This window comes from Thiofilum flexile DSM 14609 (assembly GCF_000380185.1).
GTDB classification, from domain to species: Bacteria; Pseudomonadota; Gammaproteobacteria; order Thiotrichales; family Thiotrichaceae; genus Thiofilum; species Thiofilum flexile.
This window is the reverse complement of the sequence record NZ_KB904749.1, coordinates 62,865-84,195: the sequence shown is the minus strand read 5'-3', so window position 1 is coordinate 84,195 and position 21,331 is coordinate 62,865. Positions and strand designations below refer to the sequence as shown.

The window sequence follows — 21,331 nt, the reverse complement described above, 5'->3', positions numbered from 1 at the left end:
AGCCGACTCCTATTTGCTAAAAAGAGCGGCTGGATTGTCTTTTGGAAAAATCATGACAACAACATAAAAAGGCTACTTAAACCAATACACTAATGCAATCGTAATACCCAAGGTAACAACTAAGGTTCGTAAATGATTCGGATTAATAAAGCCTGCTAATTTGCCACCCAACATACCACCGATTAAAGCGCCGATTGCCATTATCCCCGCCGCTAACCAAACCACTTCACCAGAAAATAAAAAGAATACGGCGGCAGCCACATTGACACAAAACGCGACCGCTTGTTTAAGCGCATTTAGCTCTGTCAAGGTTCCTTCTAATACCAAGGCTAATACCGCTAAAATAATGACGCTCAACCCCGCACCAAAATAGCCACCATAAATAGCGCCTAAACACACTAAGGGGACTACCCACCACACGGGTAAATGGGCATGAGCCGGATTTTGTAGCCGCTGCTTTAGCCAATTGCGTAATGGATTTTGTAAGGCTAATAAGATAGAGGCCAATAGAATGAGCCAAGGGACTAAACTACTAAATACCTTTTCATCAGTTTGTAATAATAATAACGCGCCTACCAAACCACCGAAAACGGCTATGGGTAAAACCCAAGGCCAATAATGCTGTTGTGCCCTAATCTCCTTCCATTGTGCCAGCGTTGCCCCTAAATACCCCGGACATAAGGCCACCGTACTGGTTACATTCGCAGCGATGGGGGGAATACCAAGTGCTACTAAAGTCGGAAACGTCACCAATGTACCACCGCCAGCTAGCGCATTAATCAGCCCCGCCAGAATACCCGCTATCCCAATAGCTACTAGTCCCCACCCATCCACTGCTAACATATATTACTCCTGCTGATCCTCTAGACCTTGACCCAATTCGGCGGCGAGATCTTGAGGCTCAATCTCCAATCCTTCCAGCTCCTCATCCCAATTCGGGCCAATGAGCAAATCATCCTCATGCATACCCGGCAGCCAATCGGTGACAAACTCTTCTAAACTAATTGCCTCTGGCTGATAGCCACTCCATTCCTCGCTACAATGCCCACGTGCGGCGGCTTCTGTTGACCAGAAGGGAATAACATCCGTTTCCTCAAAAAATGCAGAGGGACAGGTCGCCCAGCCATCCTCCGAATTTAAGCCCCACACTTGTCCGTTTTGCTTAACGTCTACGATGAAAGCATCATAGGCAGCCTCAAAATCGACTTCAGTATCTTTCTCTTTCATAAAAATGCTCACCCGCTCGTAATTAGCAATGTCAGGAGGTGTTCTCACGACCCTCCCCTTGATGGCTTCATGCCTAGGAGGATTATGGGGGGTTTTAGGTACTGACTCCAATAGGGTTATACAAAATAATGCCTTAACAACCACGCCCATAGAGGCTAGATTTGCTTAAACCCCCATAAACACCGATACTATTTTCATTACATAAACAGTTTGTATGTGGTGTAGTATGTCTAATCGTCCAAACCAGTATGACTTAGCCATTATCGGTGGCGGTATTAATGGCTGTGGTATTGCGCGTGATGCGGCGGGGCGAGGGCTGAAAGTCGTCTTGATTGAGCAAGGCGATTTAGCACAAGGAACCTCTTCAGCAAGCACTAAGCTGATCCATGGAGGTTTGCGCTATTTAGAGCATTACGAATTTCGTTTAGTGCGGGAAGCCTTATCCGAGCGTGAGGTTCTGCTTAAAAACGCCCCACATATTATTTGGCCTTTACGCTTTATCTTGCCTCATAATACCGAACTACGTCCCCAATGGATGATCCGCTTAGGGTTATTGATGTATGACCATCTAGGAGGGCGTAAGCTCTTACCTGCTACTAAAACCATTGATTTAACCACTGATATTACTGGCAAACCGTTAGCCTCCGGCTATAGCAAAGGCTTTGAGTACTCTGACTGTTGGGTGGATGATGCTCGTCTTGTGGTCTTAAATGCCCTAGATGCACAACAACGCGGTGCTACGATTTTAACCCAAACCCAATGCACTCATGCCCAGCGCCAAGCAGAACATTGGGATATTACCCTCAGCACAGCACGACAAAATGCACCTACCTTGATTCAGGCTAAAGGCTTGGTTAATGCTGCAGGCCCTTGGGTTGATCAGTTCTTACATCAAACGGCACTACTACCCACCGCACAACACCATGTCCGACTCGTGCGGGGTAGTCACATTGTCGTGCCTAAAGTATATGAACATGATCGAGCCTATATTTTCCAAAATGGGGATGGGCGCATTATTTTTGCTATTCCCTATGAACAGAATTTTACTCTCATAGGTACTACAGACTGCGATCACACTACAGGTTTAGGCCATATAGCAATTACACCAGAAGAAATTGATTATCTTTGTAAGGCCGCGAGTGAGTATTTCAAAAACCCTATTACCCCCGCTCAAGTAGTTTGGACTTATGCGGGTGTCCGCCCGTTGTACGATGATGGGGCGAGTGCCGCACAAGAAGCCACCCGCGACTATGTCTTAGCGGTCAGTGATGAGAACGGGAAGACTCCTTTGCTTAATGTATTTGGCGGCAAGATCACTACCTATCGACGCTTAGCTGAAGATGCTCTGCACAAATTACAGCCCTATTACCCACAGCAAACCGCCCCTTGGACGTATGCCGCCCCCTTAGCAGGAGGTAATTTTGCCATCACTGCATTACCTCAACTGCTTAGCCGTTTACAGCAAGACTATACGTTTTTAACGCCGGCGTGGGCGCAGAGTTTAATCCGACGTTATGGGACGCGAGCGTGGGATATGCTGGCAAATGCCCAACAATTAAGTGACATGGGTCAATACTTTGGCGCAACCCTCACCGAACGCGAAGTCTATTTCCTGTGTGAAGAGGAATGGGCAAGCAGTAGCGAGGCGATTTTATGGCGACGCACTAAATTAGGCTTGCATATGACTCTGGATGAGCGTAACTATTTCATGGAGTGGTTTGCTAACCTTTAAATAGCGACACATTGCAGGAGGAGACAACATGAGCTTGACCGTGGATCACGTTTCCAAAGTCGTTGGACGGGATACTCATATTCATCCCACCACCCTTACCTTAGCAGCGGGTAGTTTGAATGTGCTGTTAGGCGCGACCCTAGCCGGTAAGACTAGCCTCATGCGTTTAATGGCGGGTTTAGATAAACCGACCACGGGGCGCATACTGTGGCAAGGACAGGATGTCACCGCTAAACCCGTACAAGAACGTAATGTCGCGATGGTTTATCAGCAGTTTATTAACTATCCCTCCTTAAGCGTCTACGAGAATATTGCTTCTCCTCTCAAAATTCGGGGTCTACCTAAAAAAACCATTCAAGCCAAAGTACATGAAGCCGCCGAATTGCTCAAACTCACCCCTATGCTAAAGCGTAGGCCGCTAGAATTATCCGGTGGGCAACAACAGCGCTGTGCTTTAGCACGTGCCTTAGTCAAAGAGGCCGACTTAGTATTACTTGATGAACCCTTAGCCAATCTAGACTATAAACTGCGTGAGGAATTACGGGTTGAATTACCACGTATTTTTACCGCTTCCGGTGCCGTATTTGTCTATACCACCACTGAACCTACCGAGGCATTATTACTAGGGGGGAATACCATCACCCTACATCAAGGTCAGGTGACTCAAATGGGTAATACCTTAGAGGTCTATCGTTATCCGCAAACCCTCACCACCGCACAGGTCTTTTCTGATCCTCCGCTCAATACCCTGTCTGTAACCAAACAAAATCAGCTGCTTAAAACACTAAAAGGTCAAGTACTCGCTTGCCCCCTTGCGCTACAAACACTACCCGATGCCCCCTATACCTTAGGCTTTAGACCGCATCATTTCACTCTGCAACCGAGTAGCCCCCATGATCTTGCTTTTCATACCCAAGTCACGGTTGTAGAACTCTCTGGCTCCGAAAGCTTTATTCACCTCAAACACGAAGAGGAGCGTTGGGTCGCTCTGGTGGGTGGCATACATGATTTCCCCTTAGGCAGTGCCATAACACTCTATGTCGCCCCCGAACAAGTGTATTGCTTTAATGAGCAAGGTAAGTGGATGTCTCCCCCTTCACTGGCTCAAGCAGCCTAAAGGTAGTCTAGATGGCTGAAATTTATCTCAAACAACTGGCACATAGTTACCTACCTCATCCTCAAGCACCCAGTGACTATGCCTTAAAGCAAATTGACCTGACTTGGGAAGATGGCAAAGCCTATGCCCTATTGGGTTCTTCGGGCTGTGGCAAATCAACCTTACTCAATATTATTTCTGGTCTATTACATCCAAGCCAAGGCCAAGTCTTATTTGACGGGCAAGACGTCACCCAGCTACCAACCGAACAACGCCAAATTGCCCAAGTATTCCAATTTCCCGTGGTCTACGACACCATGACGGTCTATGACAATCTGGCCTTTCCACTACGCAATCGCAAAGTGGATGAAGCAACGATTAAAACGCGCGTACAAGAAATCGCCCAACTACTCGAAATGAGCGGTGATTTAAAGAAAAAAGCGCAAGGTTTAACCGCCGATGCTAAACAAAAAATATCCCTAGGACGTGGCCTGATTCGGCAAGATGTCGCCGCTATTTTATTTGATGAACCGCTGACGGTGATTGATCCCCATTTAAAGTGGTTATTACGGATGCAACTCAAAGCGTTGCATCAAAAAAGCCAGCGCACCATGATCTATGTCACTCATGATCAAACCGAAGCCTTAACCTTTGCCGATCAAGTCGTGGTGATGTATGACGGCTATGTGGTGCAAATGGGCACCCCCCAAGCCTTATTTGAACGCCCTGCTCATACTTTCGTAGGCTACTTCATTGGTAGCCCCGGCATGAATGTATTACCCGTACAAGTCGCTGGCCGCCAAGTCTCTTTTCATGATCAAACGCTGTATCTACCGCAAAGTTATACCCCAGCGCCTAATACATCCTTAGCCTTGGGTATCCGCCCTGAGTTTCTCAGTCTACACCGTGAACCCACTTTTAATAGTATCCCTGTCACGATTCAACGTATTGAAGATATTGGACGCCATAAAATAGTACGTACCGCGTTTCAAGATTTAATCATCAATGTGATTGTGCCGGATCAGGTGGCTGTTAGCCCTGAATACACCTATTTAAGTTTTGATGCGGCTCATATTCATCTGTATGCCAACGATTGGTTAATCACAGCGGAGGACACCCTATGAATAAGACTTGGAATAATAAAGCGTGGTGGATGGTACTCCCCGTCGTATTACTAGTGGCTTTTAGTGCGGTGATTCCACTCATGACGGTGGTCAATTACTCGGTGCAAGATACCTTTGGTAATAATCAATTTTTCTGGGCCGGATTACAGTGGTTTGAAGAGATTGTTAATTCCGAGCGTTTTCATGATGCCCTCATTCGGCAATTTATTTTCAGTGCGGTGATTTTAGCAATTGAAATTCCGCTCGGTATTTTTATTGCCATGAATATGCCCAAAAAAGGCTGGGCGGTTCCGGTGTGTTTAGTTTTAATGTCTTTACCTCTATTAATTCCTTGGAATGTGGTGGGCACCATTTGGCAAATCTTTGGACGGGTCGATATTGGTTTACTCGGTGCCAGCATGAAAGCACTCGGTATTGATTATAACTATACCCAGAATATTGCCGATGCATGGATCACGGTCGTGGTGATGGATGTATGGCATTGGACCTCACTGGTGGCCTTATTATGTTATGCCGGACTGCAATCCATACCAGAAGCTTATTACCAAGCCGCACGTATTGATGGTGCGAGTACTTGGGCCATTTTTCGCTATATTCAGCTCCCTAAAATGCGTGGAGTACTGTTAATTGCGGTGCTATTGCGCTTTATGGATAGCTTTATGATCTATACCGAACCCTTTGTTGTCACCGGTGGCGGCCCCGGAAATGCTACCACTTTCCTTTCCATTGATTTAGTCAAAATGGCGATTGGGCAATTTGATTTAGGGCCTGCGGCGGCGTTTTCCATTATCTACTTCTTGATTATTTTGCTACTCAGTTGGGTCTTTTACACCGTCATGACCCACCTCGATAAACAGGGGCAAAAATCATGAGTACGGTAGCCACATCGAGTATTGCTCCTATTAAAAAATCACGCTTTAGCCGTCAAGGTATAGTCATGACGGTATATTTAGTGTTTTTACTCTTACCGATTTATTGGCTGATTAATATGAGCCTTAAAACCAATGAAGAGATACTATCAACCTTTAGCCTATGGCCTCAGCATTTAACCCTAGATAACTATATTAAAATCTTTACCGATCCCTCGTGGTATTCCGGCTATATTAACTCTATTACCTATGTAGTCTTAAATACCGTGATTTCGATTACTGTAGCGTTACCCGCAGCCTATGCCTTTTCGCGCTATCGTTTTCTAGGGGATAAACATCTCTTTTTCTGGTTACTCACCAATCGCATGGCTCCCCCTGCGGTATTTGCTTTGCCCTTTTTTCAGCTATATAGCTCGGTGGGTTTATTTGATACACATATTGGAGTGGCCTTAGCCCATTGTTTATTTAATGTGCCACTCGCGGTATGGATTTTAGAAGGTTTTATGTCCGGTGTACCGAAAGAGATTGATGAGACTGCTTATATTGATGGCTATAGTTTTACACGCTTTTTTACCCGTATTTTTATGCCCTTAATTGCCTCCGGTATCGGTGTTACGGCCTTTTTCTGTTTTATGTTTTCATGGGTGGAGTTATTACTCGCCCGCACTTTAACGTCCGTCGCGGCTAAACCAATTGCAGCGACTATGACCCGTACCGTATCTGCCTCCGGTATGGATTGGGGGGTACTCGCTGCTGCTGGAGTACTCACGATTATTCCGGGGGCCTTGGTGATTTGGTTTGTGCGTAATTATATCGCCAAGGGCTTTGCTCTGGGTCGGGTATAAGGAGGTCGCGATGGATTTAAGTTGGATGGCGTGGACTTGGCAAACTGCCTTGTTTTTTAGCCTGATTTTATTAGCCCTGATATTAATGACGATTTGGAGTATTAAAGCCCCTCAAGCACCGAGGAGAGGAATATTAGGCATTGAAACAACCCCAGGCGATCGATTATTTATTTCGCTCTTAGGCAGTGCCTTTATTTGCTTGGGATGGCTTGCTGCGATAGGTTCACCCTTATGGTGGGCTTTAGTTGTTTGTGTCATTTATGCCTTAGCAGTATTTCGCTGGGTATAAATTTGATTCATCTAGGAGGAGGACGATATGAAACTGAAACGTTTAAGTTTTACGGTGACTACAGCACTCATGCTTAGTTATGGTTCGCTGGCTGTTGCCGATATAGAAGCCGCTAAAAAATGGATTGATAGTGAATTTCAACCCTCTGCATTATCAAAAGAGGATCAAGTCAAAGAAATGGAGTGGTTTATTAAAGCCGCTGAACCGTTTAAGGATATGCAGATTAATGTAGTATCCGAGACCATCACTACTCATGAATATGAAGCTAAAACCCTAGCCAAAGCCTTCACTGAAATCACGGGCATTAAATTAACTCATGATTTAATTGGCGAGGGGGATGTGGTCGAAAAACTGCAAACCCAAATGCAGTCTGGCAAGAATATTTATGATGCCTTTATTAATGACTCTGACTTAATTGGTACACATTGGCGTTATCAACAAGTACGTAATCTAAGTGATTGGATGACGGGTGAAGGTAAGGATGTTACTAATCCTAATTTAGATATTGCGGATTTTATTGGCGCTAGTTTCACGACAGGGCCAGATAAAAAGCTGTATCAATTGCCCGATCAGCAATTTGCCAATCTCTATTGGTTCCGTTATGACTGGTTCTCTAATCCGAAAAATAAGGAAGACTTTAAAGCTAAATATGGTTATGACCTCGGTGTGCCGGTGAACTGGTCAGCCTATGAGGATATTGCCGAGTTCTTTACCGGACGCGAGCAGGACGGCAAAAAAGTCTATGGGCATATGGACTATGGTAAAAAAGACCCTTCACTCGGTTGGCGTTTTACCGATGCGTGGATGTCTATGGCGGGGATGGGTGATAAAGGTGAGCCTAATGGTCTGCCCGTGGATGAGTGGGGCATTCGGGTCAATGATAAATCCCAACCTGTCGGTTCTTGTGTGGCTCGTGGTGGTGCGACTAATGATGCGGCGGCAGTGTATGCGGTCACTAAATATGTAGACTGGCTCAAAAAATATGCTCCACCAGCAGCAGCGGGTATGGTGTTCTCCGAAGCAGGCCCTGTTCCGGCTCAAGGTGAAGTGGCGCAACAAATGTTCTGGTATACCGCCTTTACCGCCGATATGGTCAAAGAGGGCTTACCCGTCATGAACACAGACGGCACTCCAAAATGGCGCATGGCCCCCTCTCCGCATGGAGCCTATTGGCAAAATGGTATGAAGGTAGGCTATCAAGATGCGGGATCGTGGACTCTCATGAAATCCACCCCACCAGAACGCGCCAAAGCCGCTTGGCTCTATGCTCAGTTCGTCACCTCTAAAACCGTAGATGTGAAAAAATCGCATGTCGGTTTAACCTTTATTCGTGAGTCCACGGTCAACCATGAAAGCTTTACCGAACGCGCTCCTAAATTAGGTGGGTTAGTCGAATTTTATCGCTCACCGGATCGAGTAAGATGGTCGCCAACAGGTACAAATGTGCCAGACTATCCTAAACTGGCTCAACTATGGTGGCAAAATATCGGTGATGCCTCCTCCGGTGAAAAAACACCTCAAGCCGCTTTGGATGCTTTATGCGAAGCACAAGAAAAGGTACTCGAACGGTTAGAACGCAGTGGTGTACAAGGTGATTTAGGACCAAAATTAAATGAGCCTAAAGACCCGAATGAATGGCTATCTGACGATCATGCCCCACGCAAAAAGTTAGATAATGAAAAGCCTAAACCTGAAACCATTGATTACGATGAACTCATTAAATCATGGAAAAAGAGCTAAAGTAGATACTCAAAAGTAATCAGGTATTTCTGGAGCAGTCTTGGCGGCAAGGATGCCGCCTTGTAGCGTACAAGGATGTATTATTCGGCGCGTCCATGCGCCTCTCAAGCTGGCGTGAAAAATCGTTCCTGACGATTTTTTTACAGCGACTGCGGAAGAAATATCTGATTACGTTCGCTCAAATCTTAATACTCAGCCTTAGTGATTATACTAAGGTTGAGCTGGATTGTTTTTAGTTAGGGGAGTTGATTCATGTCTCAGTATATTGTTGCTATTGATCAAGGTACGACCTCTAGTCGCAGTATTGTCTTTAATGAAAACCTCCACGTGATCGCCTTGGCGCAACAGGAATTTCCCCAACACTTTCCACAGTCGGGTTGGGTCGAACATGATCCTAATGATTTACTACACAGCACGCTGGGTACCTTTAAACAAGCCCTCGCTAATGCACACATTACCCTACAACAAGTCGCTAGCATTGGCATTACGAATCAACGTGAAACCGTGGTGGTGTGGGATAGAAGCACTGGCAAAGCCATTTATAATGCCATAGTCTGGCAAGACCGGCGTACAGCTGATTATTGTCAAACCCTTAAAGACTCTGGTGCTGAAACCTTAATACGGGAAAAAACCGGCTTACTTGCTGACCCCTATTTTAGTGGTACTGAAATACGCTGGATTTTAAATCATGTCACTGGCGCACGAGCTAAAGCCGAGAAAGGCCAATTAGCGATGGGCACGATTGATACGTGGCTGATTTGGCATTTAACCGGCGGAAAAGTCCATGCGACCGATGCAACGAATGCGAGCCGTACCTTACTGTATAATATCCATACCCATCAGTGGGATGATGAACTCTTAGAACTCTTAGATATACCCCGTTCATTACTGCCTGAAGTGAAAGATAGTGCAGCAGATTTTGGTACTACTGATGCGCAGTTACTAGGAGCCGCCATTCCTATTTCTGGGGTTGCGGGTGATCAGCATGCGGCCGTAGTGGGTCAAGCCTGTTTTAAAGCGGGCATGATGAAATCGACCTATGGCACCGGTTGCTTTGCTCTCCTTAATACTGGAGAGCATGCGGTACTGTCGCAAAATAAACTACTCACCACCCTCGCCTATCAACTCAACGGTAAAGCGACCTATGCTCTGGAAGGCTCGATTTTTGTAGCCGGTGCTGCGGTGCAGTGGTTACGCGATGGCTTAAAAGTGATTCAGCACGCTCATGATACGCAAGCCTTAGCCGAACAAGCCGATCCACACCAACAAATCTATTTAGTCCCCGCCTTTGTCGGCTTAGGAGCACCTTATTGGGATGCGCAAGCACGAGGCGCATTGTATGGTTTAACCCGTAATACCGGAGCTGCGGAACTAGCACGAGCGACCTTGGAGAGTATTGGGTATCAAACCCGTGATTTACTAGAAGCAATGCAAGCCGATAGCACTCTACTACAAGCCACCAAAACGGTCTTACGGGTAGATGGCGGTATGACAGCCTCGAATTGGACTATGCAATTTTTAGCCGATATTTTAAATAGCCCTGTCGATCGCCCCCAAGTGCTGGAAACGACCGCGATGGGTGCTGCATGGCTTGCGGGCTATCAACAAGGGATTTGCCCCGATCCTGACACCTTTGCAGCTCAATGGGCGCTAGATCAACGCTTTGAGCCACACATGAGTGATGAGGTGCGACAAACAAAATATGCGGGTTGGAAAGAAGCCGTTAGGCGCACCTTAACCCCTAGCTAAATCAGCCCCCGCTCAGAATACCTTGAATAAACGGCTTCACTGCGGCAACACCGTCACGCTCCATCACTCGGATAGTTTCCGAGCCAATCACGGCAATATCCGCCTTGCCGCGAATAAACTCGAAATCAGCGCGTGAAGTGACACCAAAGCCCAACGCCAGTGGCAAATTGGTAGCGGCTCGACAACGCGCCAAATAGTCGCCTAACTCGCTGGAAAAGGCAGTATCCTTACCCGTCACGCCTTTACGTGCCACGGTATAAATAAAACCAGCACTGCAATCACTTAAGTGTTGCATGCGCTCACTGCTAGTATTAGGGGTAAAAATATGAATCGGTGCCAGTTCACACGAGCGCATGGCAGCTAAATAATCCGCCCCTTCCTCGGGTGGTAGATCGGGAATAATCGCCCCCTGCATCCCAATCTGTTTCATCTGCCCCACAAAATCAGCCACTCCACGCCGGAATAGGATGTTGTAATAGGTCATAAATAGAAAAGGAATATCAAAGCGCTGCGTGATTTGCTCGGACAATTCCAGACAGCGATCTACTGTAGCACCCGTCTTTAGCGCTTCGGCATTAGCACGCAAAATCACCGGCCCATCGGCCATAGGCTCGGAAAATGGAATCTGTAGCTCCATCAAATCCACACCGGCCTCGACCATAGCCTCCACGACACGCAGAGAAGTATCAAAATCCGGATAGCCCAACACAATATGGGTCATGAGCAGCAAGTCTTTTTGTTGACGACGCGCTTGAATGTAGTGTTGTAATTGGTCAGTCATTTCAATGTCCTCCCTGTGCGCCGGACTGGTATTGTGCAGCCTTACGGATAATGAATTCCTTCCATTTCGGATCATCAATGGCATCGGCTACGGTGAAAATATCTTTATCAGCACGTCCAGATTGATTGATGAGAATAATATCGTTCGGACTCAGATCAGGTGCTTCTTTGAAGGCCTGTGCAAACGCATGTGAGGATTCCAGTGCTGGAATCAATCCTTCCTTACGCACGGTTAGCTGCATGGCTTTGATCACTTCATCATCGGTGGCGGCTTCAAAGCGTACTCGTCCGGTTTCATGAAGGCTTGCTAGAATAGGCGATACTCCCACATAATCTAGTCCAGCAGAAACGCTGTGAGTATCTTGCATTTGACCATCTCGATCTTGCAGGAAATAGGTCTTATAGCCTTGAGCCACACCAATGCTAGCATCGTCATAGGCAAGCCTTGCCGCATGCTCGCCCGTGCCACGGCCTCGACCTCCGGCTTCGACTCCGACTAGCTCTACCTCTTTATCATTTAGAAAACCACTGAATAGCCCCATCGCATTAGACCCCCCCCCAACACACGCATAGGCACGATCGGGTAAACGTCCGACGCGCTCTAACATCTGTTGCCGTGCCTCCTGCCCAATAATGGACTGAAACCAAGTCACCATGTCAGGGAAGGGATAAGGGCCACAAGCTGTACCGAGTACATAGTGGGTATCATCCATATTAGTTACCCAATCGCGGAAGGCTTCATTAATGGCATCCTTCAGGGTTCGGCTACCATCCTCGACCGGAATTACCGTCGCCCCCATTTGTTCCATCCAGAATACATTAGGACGCTGACGCGCTACATCTACCGCTCCCATGTAGATAGTACATTCAAAACCAAAACGAGCCGCCATAGTTGCTGTCGCCACACCATGCTGACCGGCTCCGGTTTCAGCGATCACACGCTTTTTACCCATACGCCGCGTCAATAGCCCCTGCCCCATGACATTATTAGCCTTATGCGCTCCGGTATGATTGAGATCTTCACGCTTGATATAAATCTGTGCCCCACCAAAATGGCGCGTCAGGTTTTCGGCAAACGTAATCGGGGTCGGACGGCAGGAATAGCTACTCATCAAAGCCTTATATTCCGCCCAAAAGGCTGGATCGGCTTTCGCTTCCAGATAGGCTGCTTCCAGTTGTTCAAAGGTGGGAACCAGAATCTCTGGAATAAAGGCTCCCCCGAACTGGGTGTGATAACCGCTGTGTTTCATGCTGTGGTTCCTTGTGCAGGGCGTATCCAACCCGCTGTGGCGGGTAGGTGAATGGTTTGAGAAAAATGGAATCGGTCAGTACGGCAATGGATGTCACAATAAATTGCGGCCCGATGGCTGCCAAAGTGCAGGGTACGTCCTACCTGTAGCAGAGGGGTGTGACGATTGGTTTTTAATAGTATCCCGATGCTTGGCTCTGGATAGATAATGCTAAAGGACTGCTCTGCTTCACTGGCTTCAAGGTAATACGTTTCACGCACTAGACGCGCTAATGAATCCCCCTCCAGATTATGCTGCTCTAGCCCATAAAACAGCTCAGCATCAAGGTAAAAGGTTTCGAGTAGTACCGGCTCAGCCGCCAAACTGCTAAGGCGCTGAAAGTAATAGGCTCTGCGTCCGGTAAAAATCACAGGATGGGGTTCATCTAGCGCCAGTAAACGCGGAGGCTGTAGCAAAGTAATACGAGCCTGACTACCGGCTAATGCGGCACTGGTTCCCGCTAGTGAGAACAAATCAAGCTGCTGCACGGGTGGCAAAACATAAGTACCCGAACCCCGTCGCCGCTGTAATAAGCCTTCACGCACTAAAAGATCCGTTGCCTGTCGCACCGTGGGACGCCCGATGCCGTAGTAGCTAGCGAGTTCGTGCTCCGAAGGAATTTTCGTATCTACCGCATACACAGACGCCGCCACATCCTGCCGGATACGCTCCGCCAGTTGCTGATAAAGAGGAATCGGTGAGCGGGTATTAAGCGACATGTCCGGCCTGTACTATATAGGATAGGCCTAGCATAGATTGATAGCTGTATAGTTGTCAAGACAACTTAGGACTATTCGTAGCCAACTGAAAACCCTCTGCCTCTATCAATGACAGGATGATAAACTAACGAAATATTCAATACTTCTCACTTCAATAACTCAGGAGATAATTCAATGGGAGCATGGTCACACGAACCTTTTGGCAATGATACGGCTTGCGACTGGGCTTATGATCTGGAAAACACACACGATTTATCCCTCATTGAGCAGGCCTTTGATGAGGTACTAGATCTAGGTACTGATGATTATCTGGACTCTTACGAAGGCTCTCATGCGGTAGCAGCAGCTGAAGTGCTAGCCAAACTATTAGGTAAAGGGACTCAAACCGATGGCTATACCTCCAAAATTGATGCTTGGGTTCAATCTATTCACATCCAACCTAGTGAGACATTGCTCAAAAAAGCACAACAGGCTCTCACCCGCATTATGACTGAAAACTCTGAGCTGCAAGAACTATGGGGCGAAACAGATGATTATAATGAATGGGTAAACTCCATAAATACCCTACAGGCAGCCCTTAGCTCTACTTAAAACGAGTGCTAAAATTGACTGTAATAGCTTAACTCAGGTAATAACCATGCAAATTTGCCAATTAACCACTATAGATGGAAATACCCTAGAAGGGTTAAATGCTTTACTACATGATTGTGTTAATAATGGGGCATCGATTGGCTTTATTATCCCCTTATCTAACGATACCACCCATCATTATTGGTCACAGGTCTCTAAAGCCTTAGAGGATAGTTTATATCTTTGGATAGCTAAAACAGAAGGACAAATAGTAGGCTCGGTACAATTAAACGTGTGTACTAAAGATAATGGGCGTCACCGTGCAGAATTGCAAAAACTGATGGTATTGAGTAGTGCTCGCCAACAGGGTATTGGTAAACAGCTCCTAGAGGCCGCAGAACACTATGCTAAAAATCTTGGCCTACGCCTATTAGTCCTTGATACAGAACAAGGCTCAACTGCCGAATTGATTTATCCACGCCTAGGTTGGGAAAAGGCAGGCGTAATACCTGACTATGCTATTACACCCAATGGGCGCTTACATCCAACTGTGTATTATTTTAAACGTTTACCTATCACTAATAGCGATAGTGAAAGCCTACAATAAACGGATTCCACTATTCGCTTAAAAAACTAATAGGCGGGCTAACTCGGTTTAGCCCAAACCGCTGGACGTTTCGCTAAAAAGGCTGCCACCCCTTCGCGTGCTTCCTCTGTACCTCGCACGCGGCTGATCGTTTGTGCAGTGAGTTCACGTACTTCAGGCGTAATTTCACTCGGACTTAGTTGATTAAACAACCATTTAATTTCCTTGTGTGCATTAGGACTGCCTAACAATACATCCGCAATCACCCCATCAATCGTTGCATCTAGGGCATCACTATTGACTACTTGATGTACTAAACCTAAGGCTAAAGCCTCTTGTGCGCCAATGCGTCTAGTGGTTAAGGCTAAACGTTTAGCATGGCGCTGTCCTATGGCATTAATCACATAGGGACTAATCACCGCAGGCACAATACCAAACTTAGCCTCGCTCAAGGTAAAGGTCGCATTATCTGCCGCGATGGCAATATCACAGGCACACACTAAACCGACTCCACCACCTAATGCTGCACCGTTAATACGGGCAATCGTCGGTTTCGGGCAAGACTCAATCATATGCAACATTTGAGCTAAGCGCCGTGCATCCTCTAAATTCCATTCCTGTGAAGCCGCACTCGCGCGGCGCATCCACTGTAAATCGGCTCCGGCGCTAAAATGCTTACCCTCACCCGCCAAGACGATGACACGCACACGCTCATCGGCGATGAGTTCGGCAAATACCGCCTTAAGCTCAGCAATCATTTGCTCATCAAACGCATTAAAAACGGCGGGGCGAGCCATAGTAACCTGAGTCACCCCAGCAGCACGCTCAGTAACTGTTAAAGTTTGCCAACTCGACATACATTTCTCTCTAGCGATTCTCAACATTGAGTAGTGAAGTGTAACTAAGCACTAATATCCCACTCAACTTCTACTTCATCCCCAGCTCCCATAGCCTTACTTAGTAGCTCAACTAAACCTGCATCGGCGCCCTCTTCTGCTAAAATCTCTAACTCAGCACGGTTGAGCCAGTAATCATGATCCTCTGGGCTTTCTTCTTCTAAACGATCCATTAAGAACTGTAGCTGAGCAGGGGTTAAGGTACCAATGATCTCTTGGGTATCTTTATTTTTTAACGTAATCATCACAGCACTCCACCTTGAATAAAATAAAACTATTATAGTCTAAGCACCATAATAGAACCTTTAAAAGATAGCAACCTGCTGCTTATAAAACCCCTCACATCAAAGGCTCCAGCAGGTGACGCTCTACTAGAATCCTGCTACATTGCAGCTTTAGGATTCAAAGGATCACTGCCGTGCATGATTTAATGACTTGCGTATTTGTGCAATTGCGTTGCAAACCCGGCAAAGCATATGAAGTGGCTGACCATATTTATGAGCGTGAAATAGTTTCTGAACTGTATTCGACCAGTGGTGAATGGGATTTATTGATTAAGCTGTATGTACCCCATGAAGAAGATATTGGCAAGTTCATCAATACCCATATTTTAGATATTGAGTATATTGAACGCTCTTTGACTACGCTGACCTTTAAAGCCTTTTAGCCCTCCTCTAGCAGTGCTGGGATAAGCTGTGTTTAAAACCCAGCTTTTAAAGCCTAATCATCCACACAAGCCAATGCTTGTAGCTGCTTAGTATCCAGCAGGTGAATTCGCCCTTGCCGCTCTTCAATCCAGCCTTGACGTTTCCAATCCGAAATAAATCGACTGACCGTTTCAATGGTTAAACCTAATAGCTCGCCTATTTCACTGCGTGATAAAGGTAACTCAATCCAACCATTCAAACCTACCGGCTCACACCAGCGAATCAGAAATGAGGCTAGGCGTTCTGAAGCTTTTTTAGCGCCTAACTCTAGCATCATATCCTCAGCTTCACGTAAGTGCTGAATCCAACGCTTCATCATGGCGTTTTCGATTTCAGGATGCTGGCGCTTTAATGCTAATAATTCGGCTAATGGTAAACGGCAAACTTCGATTTCACACAAAGGAATCGCACTATGGTTATAAGGCTCACCAATAAAACCATCAAATCCAAAACTATCCCCCGCGCGAATTAAGCGCACAATCTGAGTACGCCCATTGGGGAGCGTTTTTACTAAACGCACTAAACCCTGACGCAAAGTATAGGCACAACTGGCGGCTTCGCCTTGATGGTAAACCGTTTCATTCGCAGAGAAATGTATAATAGAAGGTTGAAAGTGTTGAATCTCTACTAAAGCAGCCTCTGGTAATTGAGCAAAAATACTCATCTGCCGAATAGCACAAGAGCGACAGTGCCCCTTACCTTTAATGCTCGACATGGGAACCTCGTTATCATCGTCGTTATGCTCACAAGACTATGCTGCCTTAGTGCTTAAGGCAAGCAACCTAAGCGTAGTACCCATTTGTTGAGCGGTGCGAACTCTACTGCAACTAGTGGGCTTTAGATGATAGCAAACGCCTCAAAGCCGCCTCAGCATCTGCGTCGTGGTCTTTAGCGGCTAGTTGAGGCTGACATATGATCCTTGTTTGAAAATATCGCATTTAACCGCGTATCAATGGCAGCATCGTAACCCATATTCAGATAAGGTATAAGCCACCTGCAGAGGTGATTATAGGTCGGATTACCGCCAAGACCGATAAAATAGCGTGTGTAGATCTGGCGGGATTTTTTGTTAAATAGATAACCGATGAGCCTTATCTGCGGCAGATGAGTTTATGAGTTGCGTCATCACCCTCTACCTTTGCCCTAGCTCGTTTGCTGTGAGCTTGCCATCCTTATTTTTATCAAGCCGCCCGAATGCCATGGAATAAAGTTTGCGCGATTTAACCATATTGGCACGTCCGATATTGTCTTCTGCATTCAGATCGATAAACGTCCTGAATTCCTTTTGATTGAGAGCCTTGTCGCCATTAACATCCGCCTGCTGGAAGTTTTGCACAGCAGCACTGTTGTCACTAGCCCATACCGGAGTGGTTAACATAGCGAAAATGAGCAGGATAATAGATAATCTGTTTTTCATAAGAAAAATCCTTGTCGATTTATTGTTGAAGCCATTAAATTCAATGTGTCAAAGTACCGGTTTTACCCGTCAGGCAGACTGTGTTGATCCATTAAGACGAGCCAGTCGCCGCTTCCCGTAACGTATCATCGCACCAAACTGGATACTGAGAGGGTTATAGCCAATGAAGCCATCCGTTGTACCGTATTGCACTTTTTCGGTTTCAGCCTGATAACTGCCGAACATGCGATCCCAGACAATAAATACCGCCGCATAATTTTTATCAATATAGAGCGGGTTAACACCATGATGTACGCGGTGTGCTGATGGGGTGTTAAGCAGCTTGCCCTCAAACCAACCCATGCGTGGTAGAAATTCGGTATGCAGGAATAGCTGATACAACAAACCCAGCACCAGCGAGCCAAAAACATACTCTACCGGGAAACCGATAATAATCAGTGGTAAGAAAAACAACGGGCTGATGAATTTACCAACCCAATTGAGGCGAACAGCCGTGGTGAAGTTCATTGCCAGACTGGAATGGTGGGTATGGTGCATCGACCACAGCAGCGGCGATTCGTGACTCAGGCGGTGATACCAGTAATACATAAAGTCGGTGACCACAAAAGCCAATGTAAAAGTCAGCAGGTCTTTTTCCAAGCTGAATAGCTGCAGTGGTTGGATGAGACTGATTAGCCAGACCGTCCATGCGACGGTGAATACCTTAAGTACGGTATTTGAAAAGAGCATCATCCCAATATTACTCAGACAGTCTTTGACGATGAATACATCCTGTCGTTTCCGGCGGGCGATGATAACTTCAAGCACCAGCAATGCCAAAAAAACACTGGGTATGATCAATTGTAATGGTTGCAGGTTTTGCATTTCCATGAATCGTTTCCTATATGAATAACTGAAGTGTTGTTACTCATGAAACGAGTCAGAGGCAGAAACCCTTCGTTTTATTCCGTTTGTTTTAGTATTTTATTTCTCCAGCTCACGGGTCAAAACGGCAATTGCCTGAGTCAACAGGCCATCCCCCTGCTGCCATTGTTGCGACCATTCCCGACGTGCTTCGGGGGGTAGTTCCTTCATGGTCGCAGCCATTGCTGACTGTAACTGCTCCACTATTTTGTTCAGATCAGCTCTGGACTGTATGAGCGCCTGATCCAGTGCAGCACTATCCAGTTCGGTTTGTTGTAATAAATGGTTGATAGCCTGACGTCCGCTCCTGAGTTGTTGCAAATTGTGCAGTAGTTCATCCTTGTTATTACGCAGGTGTCTCTGAAACACCGGGCGTGCCACTACTGGCACCGTTTGCATCGTGTGCGCTAATAGTGAATCGGAAATGAGCCGGTTTTTGAGCCACTGGCTACCTGCCCAGATAATAAAAAAGATATTCAGCAGCAGTGAGCCAATCAGAACAAAGCGTTTCATTCGAGTACTCATAGTGCTAATACACTCAGGTTAGGGGTGCCGTATAGTAATGCGGTCAAAAAATCCTGTTTAGGCATTACTGCCAGCAAATCCAGCAAACCAGCGAGAATACCAACCACCGAAGCAGCGGTTGCCAAGAGCGGATACAGCCAGCGGTTCTCCCAGCCTGATTCACCAGCGAGTTTATGCCCAACGATGTTGACAGCCGAAGGAAATTGTTCAGGAATCCGCCGCAGTTTTTCCTGTAGCGCGGGCGAGGGTTTATCACCGGCTAAGCTCTGCTGTAACCATTGTTCAAATGGTGCATCTTTGGGGGTAGTTTTATCTTTCATTCGATTCACCTAACTGTTGTTTTAACCGGAATTTAGCGCGTCCCAGCAAAGATTCAAATGCCTTAAGCTGTAAATCCATAACCTGTGCAGCCACCTTATTGGATAGGCCTGTCTGGTAAACCAGTGCGATAGCGGTACGTTGGTCGATGTTGAGCTGGCTGAGTGCCTGTTGAAACTGTGCTTGTTGTTGTTGATGCTCGAAAACAGCCTCAATTTGCTGCGGTGCAGCCAGCTCGTCCTCTGCAGCCAAAGGTTCGTTATAACGGTGAGCGGCACTACGCAGTTCATCCAGCGACTGGTGGCGGACAATCTGGTATAACCAGGTGCTGAATTTCCCCTGTTCGGGTTGCCACTGACCGGCTTGTTGCCAGACTTTGACAAAGCAATCCTGCACAATATCCTCAGCCAGTTCCGGCTGCTGCACCATACGGTAAGCTAAGCCATACGCCAGCTCATGATAGCGAATCACTAGCTGATCGAAAGCGGTGCGCTCACCATGCAGCACGGCTTTCACCAGTGTGGCATCGTTATCCTCAGATCTATCATCGCGACTACGCAGCAGCCTGGCGATGACTTCTAGTGCATTGGGCATAGTAGGGCTTTACAGATCGTTTTCTTAAGGTTTTGATCAATCATATCCAGTGATACGGAGTAGGATTGGAAAACCTTCGTTTTATTTTTCCAGTTAGCCACATCTATCCACTCACCAGCACTCTGATAGCAATGGGAGGGGATAATCCCGATGCAAACCCTAAGCGCCGGATTTGAGCTTACCCATGAACTCCTTAAAATGTGGCGCAAAATCCTTGAATAACTCCATATCTTTATGGCGCAGCATCACTTCACTAAATAATTTTAGGCCAACAATAAAAGCCGTCGCCTCATCTTCTTCAAACTGCCCGCGCTGTTTTACTTTACTCACCAACGTAGCTAGATCGTCGTGATTCCTAGCTTCAAACACTAGCTTTTCTGCACTAACCGGATTGCCTTGATTATCTGCAAGCTTCTCTACCGTGACCTGATATAAGTGACCTTTCATCCTCATAACTCCTGAATATTGTTTGAAGAAATACCGTCTAAACATTCGACTAATGGAGGATATTACCCGATTAAAAAGCAAAAAAAGTGCATATCAGTACTTATCTTAACCATTTTTTCTGTTTATCTGATATTTGTTGGGCATTTGTAACAAATTGTTATTATTGTCTCAAATAAACAACAAACCCACACAGGCATAAATAATGAAAATAAAATTATTTGGTTTATTAGCTATTGGCCTTTTATCTGCACAGATGAGTATGGCAAAAGAATTAACCCTAAAACCTAGCTATAACTATATGGATGGTAAATTACTACTAGGTAATGATGATACTGGTATTGATTATGGTATTGACTGGAGTGTTTCACGGGATATTAGCCCATCATTCAATATGTTATTTGGTGTAGAAAGCATGGTCACTGAAGGGAATAGTCATTCTTATGTAAATAGCATATCACTCAATACGTTAAGGGGTGGAATGGGGGCACATAAAAGTATTGCTCCTAAAACAGATATTTATGGTAATGCGACCTTAAGCTATAGCTATTTATTATTAGATACTGACTACAAAATCGGTAGAACTAAAGGTGAATGGGGCTATGGTACTGAACTAGGTATTCGCCATAAGCTAAATTCCAAGGTAGAGTTTAATGCTAAGATAGAATATAAAAAACTAGCTGAGGATTTAGATGATACGATTTTCGAAGATGTAGATGGTCTGATGTTCAGCATGGGTGGACGAGCTTATTTAACGAATGCCTTATCAGTCGGTGCTAATTATCAGCATAATACAGATGTAGGACTTATGGGACTTAATCTACGTTACGATACTTTCTAAATCACTTTCCCTACTCAAACTATAAAATGGTTCTGAGTAGGGGATATTCCACAGAATATCAGGTTATTTTA

26 protein-coding genes are annotated in these 21,331 nt (G+C 46.0%); 12 read left to right on the top strand and 14 right to left on the bottom strand.

The genetic code is table 11. The annotated features are described in order from the left end of the window. Positions 1–72: 72 nt before the first annotated feature. Together A3IK_RS0103395 and A3IK_RS0103390 are read right to left on the bottom strand one after the other, a co-directional pair. Positions 73–843 (bottom strand): sulfite exporter TauE/SafE family protein, encoded by a 771-nt coding sequence (locus tag A3IK_RS0103395; protein WP_020558566.1) that lies wholly within the window; start codon positions 841–843, stop codon positions 73–75. A 3-nt stretch (positions 844–846) separates the two neighbouring features. After that, positions 847–1,275, bottom strand: coding sequence for a DUF2750 domain-containing protein (locus A3IK_RS0103390; protein ID WP_020558565.1), 429 nt, complete (start codon positions 1,273–1,275; stop codon positions 847–849). Between the two features lie 178 nt (positions 1,276–1,453). Here A3IK_RS0103390 and glpD point away from each other — a divergent pair, with 178 nt between their 5' ends. The 8 genes from glpD (at position 1,454) to glpK (ending at position 10,671) form a co-directional block, all read left to right on the top strand. After that, positions 1,454–2,959: a glycerol-3-phosphate dehydrogenase gene (glpD, locus tag A3IK_RS0103385; RefSeq protein ID WP_020558564.1), complete on the top strand. Its 1,506-nt coding sequence runs from the start codon at positions 1,454–1,456 to the stop codon at positions 2,957–2,959. Positions 2,960–2,987: 28 nt separating this feature from the next. After that, complete coding sequence (locus A3IK_RS0103380; protein ID WP_020558563.1) at positions 2,988–4,076, top strand: ABC transporter ATP-binding protein; 1,089 nt, start codon at positions 2,988–2,990, stop codon at positions 4,074–4,076. A gap of 11 nt (positions 4,077–4,087) precedes the next feature. Further along, positions 4,088–5,179: an ABC transporter ATP-binding protein gene (locus tag A3IK_RS0103375; RefSeq protein ID WP_020558562.1), complete on the top strand. Its 1,092-nt coding sequence runs from the start codon at positions 4,088–4,090 to the stop codon at positions 5,177–5,179. Further along, positions 5,176–6,051: a carbohydrate ABC transporter permease gene (locus tag A3IK_RS0103370; protein ID WP_020558561.1), complete on the top strand. Its 876-nt coding sequence runs from the start codon at positions 5,176–5,178 to the stop codon at positions 6,049–6,051. The genes A3IK_RS0103375 and A3IK_RS0103370 overlap by 4 nt, the downstream gene beginning before the upstream one ends. Continuing rightward, positions 6,048–6,893 (top strand): carbohydrate ABC transporter permease, encoded by an 846-nt coding sequence (locus A3IK_RS0103365; RefSeq protein ID WP_020558560.1) that lies wholly within the window; start codon positions 6,048–6,050, stop codon positions 6,891–6,893. Before A3IK_RS0103370 ends, A3IK_RS0103365 begins: the two co-directional genes overlap by 4 nt. Before the next feature lie 10 nt (positions 6,894–6,903). Beyond that, positions 6,904–7,182 carry a DUF2160 domain-containing protein gene (locus A3IK_RS0103360; protein ID WP_020558559.1) on the top strand — a complete coding sequence of 93 codons (279 nt, stop codon included), beginning with the start codon at positions 6,904–6,906 and terminating at the stop codon, positions 7,180–7,182. A gap of 27 nt (positions 7,183–7,209) precedes the next feature. After that, positions 7,210–8,922, top strand: coding sequence for an ABC transporter substrate-binding protein (locus tag A3IK_RS0103355; protein WP_020558558.1), 1,713 nt, complete (start codon positions 7,210–7,212; stop codon positions 8,920–8,922). Positions 8,923–9,174: 252 nt separating this feature from the next. Further along, positions 9,175–10,671: a glycerol kinase GlpK gene (gene glpK / locus A3IK_RS0103350; protein ID WP_020558557.1), complete on the top strand. Its 1,497-nt coding sequence runs from the start codon at positions 9,175–9,177 to the stop codon at positions 10,669–10,671. A gap of 1 nt (position 10,672) precedes the next feature. On the opposite strand, the gene trpA is transcribed toward glpK, so the two are convergent. From trpA to A3IK_RS18375, 3 genes are read right to left on the bottom strand one after another with little or no spacing between them, the layout of a single operon-like run. Then, entirely contained in the window at positions 10,673–11,452 is a 780-nt protein-coding gene (gene trpA / locus A3IK_RS0103345; protein WP_020558556.1) for a tryptophan synthase subunit alpha, read from the bottom strand. Position 11,453: 1 nt separating this feature from the next. Next, the gene (gene trpB / locus A3IK_RS0103340) at positions 11,454–12,701 is read right to left on the bottom strand and encodes a tryptophan synthase subunit beta (protein ID WP_020558555.1); all 1,248 of its coding nucleotides are present in this window, start codon (positions 12,699–12,701) and stop codon (positions 11,454–11,456) included. Beyond that, positions 12,698–13,459 (bottom strand): GntR family transcriptional regulator, encoded by a 762-nt coding sequence (locus A3IK_RS18375; protein WP_020558554.1) that lies wholly within the window; start codon positions 13,457–13,459, stop codon positions 12,698–12,700. Before A3IK_RS18375 ends, trpB begins: the two co-directional genes overlap by 4 nt. Before the next feature lie 174 nt (positions 13,460–13,633). On the opposite strand from A3IK_RS18375, the gene A3IK_RS0103330 reads away from it, so the two are divergent. Then, a complete protein-coding gene (locus A3IK_RS0103330) occupies positions 13,634–14,050 on the top strand; it encodes a DUF4259 domain-containing protein (protein WP_020558553.1) in 417 nt (138 codons plus the stop codon). Positions 14,051–14,096: 46 nt separating this feature from the next. Further along, entirely contained in the window at positions 14,097–14,636 is a 540-nt protein-coding gene (locus A3IK_RS0103325) for a GNAT family N-acetyltransferase (RefSeq protein WP_020558552.1), read from the top strand. 38 nt (positions 14,637–14,674) lie between these two features. Here A3IK_RS0103325 and A3IK_RS0103320 read toward each other — a convergent pair whose 3' ends face one another. Together A3IK_RS0103320 and A3IK_RS0103315 are read right to left on the bottom strand one after the other, a co-directional pair. Further along, positions 14,675–15,472, bottom strand: a complete 798-nt coding sequence (locus A3IK_RS0103320) for an enoyl-CoA hydratase-related protein (RefSeq protein ID WP_020558551.1) — start codon at positions 15,470–15,472, stop codon at positions 14,675–14,677. A gap of 44 nt (positions 15,473–15,516) precedes the next feature. Continuing rightward, positions 15,517–15,756, bottom strand: a complete 240-nt coding sequence (locus tag A3IK_RS0103315) for a hypothetical protein (RefSeq protein ID WP_020558550.1) — start codon at positions 15,754–15,756, stop codon at positions 15,517–15,519. A 173-nt stretch (positions 15,757–15,929) separates the two neighbouring features. On the opposite strand from A3IK_RS0103315, the gene A3IK_RS0103310 reads away from it, so the two are divergent. Further along, positions 15,930–16,178, top strand: a complete 249-nt coding sequence (locus A3IK_RS0103310; RefSeq protein ID WP_020558549.1) for an Lrp/AsnC family transcriptional regulator — start codon at positions 15,930–15,932, stop codon at positions 16,176–16,178. Between the two features lie 53 nt (positions 16,179–16,231). On the opposite strand, the gene A3IK_RS0103305 is transcribed toward A3IK_RS0103310, so the two are convergent. From A3IK_RS0103305 to A3IK_RS0103275, 7 genes are all read right to left on the bottom strand, one after another. Further along, on the bottom strand, positions 16,232–16,933 hold the full coding sequence (locus tag A3IK_RS0103305; RefSeq protein WP_020558548.1) for a Crp/Fnr family transcriptional regulator: 702 nt from the start codon (positions 16,931–16,933) through the stop codon (positions 16,232–16,234). Between the two features lie 417 nt (positions 16,934–17,350). Continuing rightward, positions 17,351–17,635, bottom strand: coding sequence for an EF-hand domain-containing protein (locus A3IK_RS0103300; protein ID WP_020558547.1), 285 nt, complete (start codon positions 17,633–17,635; stop codon positions 17,351–17,353). Positions 17,636–17,704: 69 nt separating this feature from the next. After that, positions 17,705–18,505: a sterol desaturase family protein gene (locus A3IK_RS18370; protein ID WP_020558546.1), complete on the bottom strand. Its 801-nt coding sequence runs from the start codon at positions 18,503–18,505 to the stop codon at positions 17,705–17,707. Between the two features lie 93 nt (positions 18,506–18,598). Beyond that, positions 18,599–19,051: a periplasmic heavy metal sensor gene (locus A3IK_RS0103290; protein WP_020558545.1), complete on the bottom strand. Its 453-nt coding sequence runs from the start codon at positions 19,049–19,051 to the stop codon at positions 18,599–18,601. Positions 19,052–19,059: 8 nt separating this feature from the next. Continuing rightward, complete coding sequence (locus A3IK_RS0103285; RefSeq protein ID WP_020558544.1) at positions 19,060–19,383, bottom strand: hypothetical protein; 324 nt, start codon at positions 19,381–19,383, stop codon at positions 19,060–19,062. Then, positions 19,373–19,975, bottom strand: coding sequence for a sigma-70 family RNA polymerase sigma factor (locus tag A3IK_RS0103280; protein WP_020558543.1), 603 nt, complete (start codon positions 19,973–19,975; stop codon positions 19,373–19,375). Before A3IK_RS0103280 ends, A3IK_RS0103285 begins: the two co-directional genes overlap by 11 nt. A 159-nt stretch (positions 19,976–20,134) precedes the next feature. After that, positions 20,135–20,422: a DUF3861 domain-containing protein gene (locus A3IK_RS0103275; RefSeq protein ID WP_020558542.1), complete on the bottom strand. Its 288-nt coding sequence runs from the start codon at positions 20,420–20,422 to the stop codon at positions 20,135–20,137. Between the two features lie 202 nt (positions 20,423–20,624). On the opposite strand from A3IK_RS0103275, the gene A3IK_RS0103270 reads away from it, so the two are divergent. Beyond that, entirely contained in the window at positions 20,625–21,260 is a 636-nt protein-coding gene (locus A3IK_RS0103270) for an outer membrane beta-barrel protein (RefSeq protein WP_020558541.1), read from the top strand. The last annotated feature ends 71 nt before the right edge of the window (positions 21,261–21,331 follow it).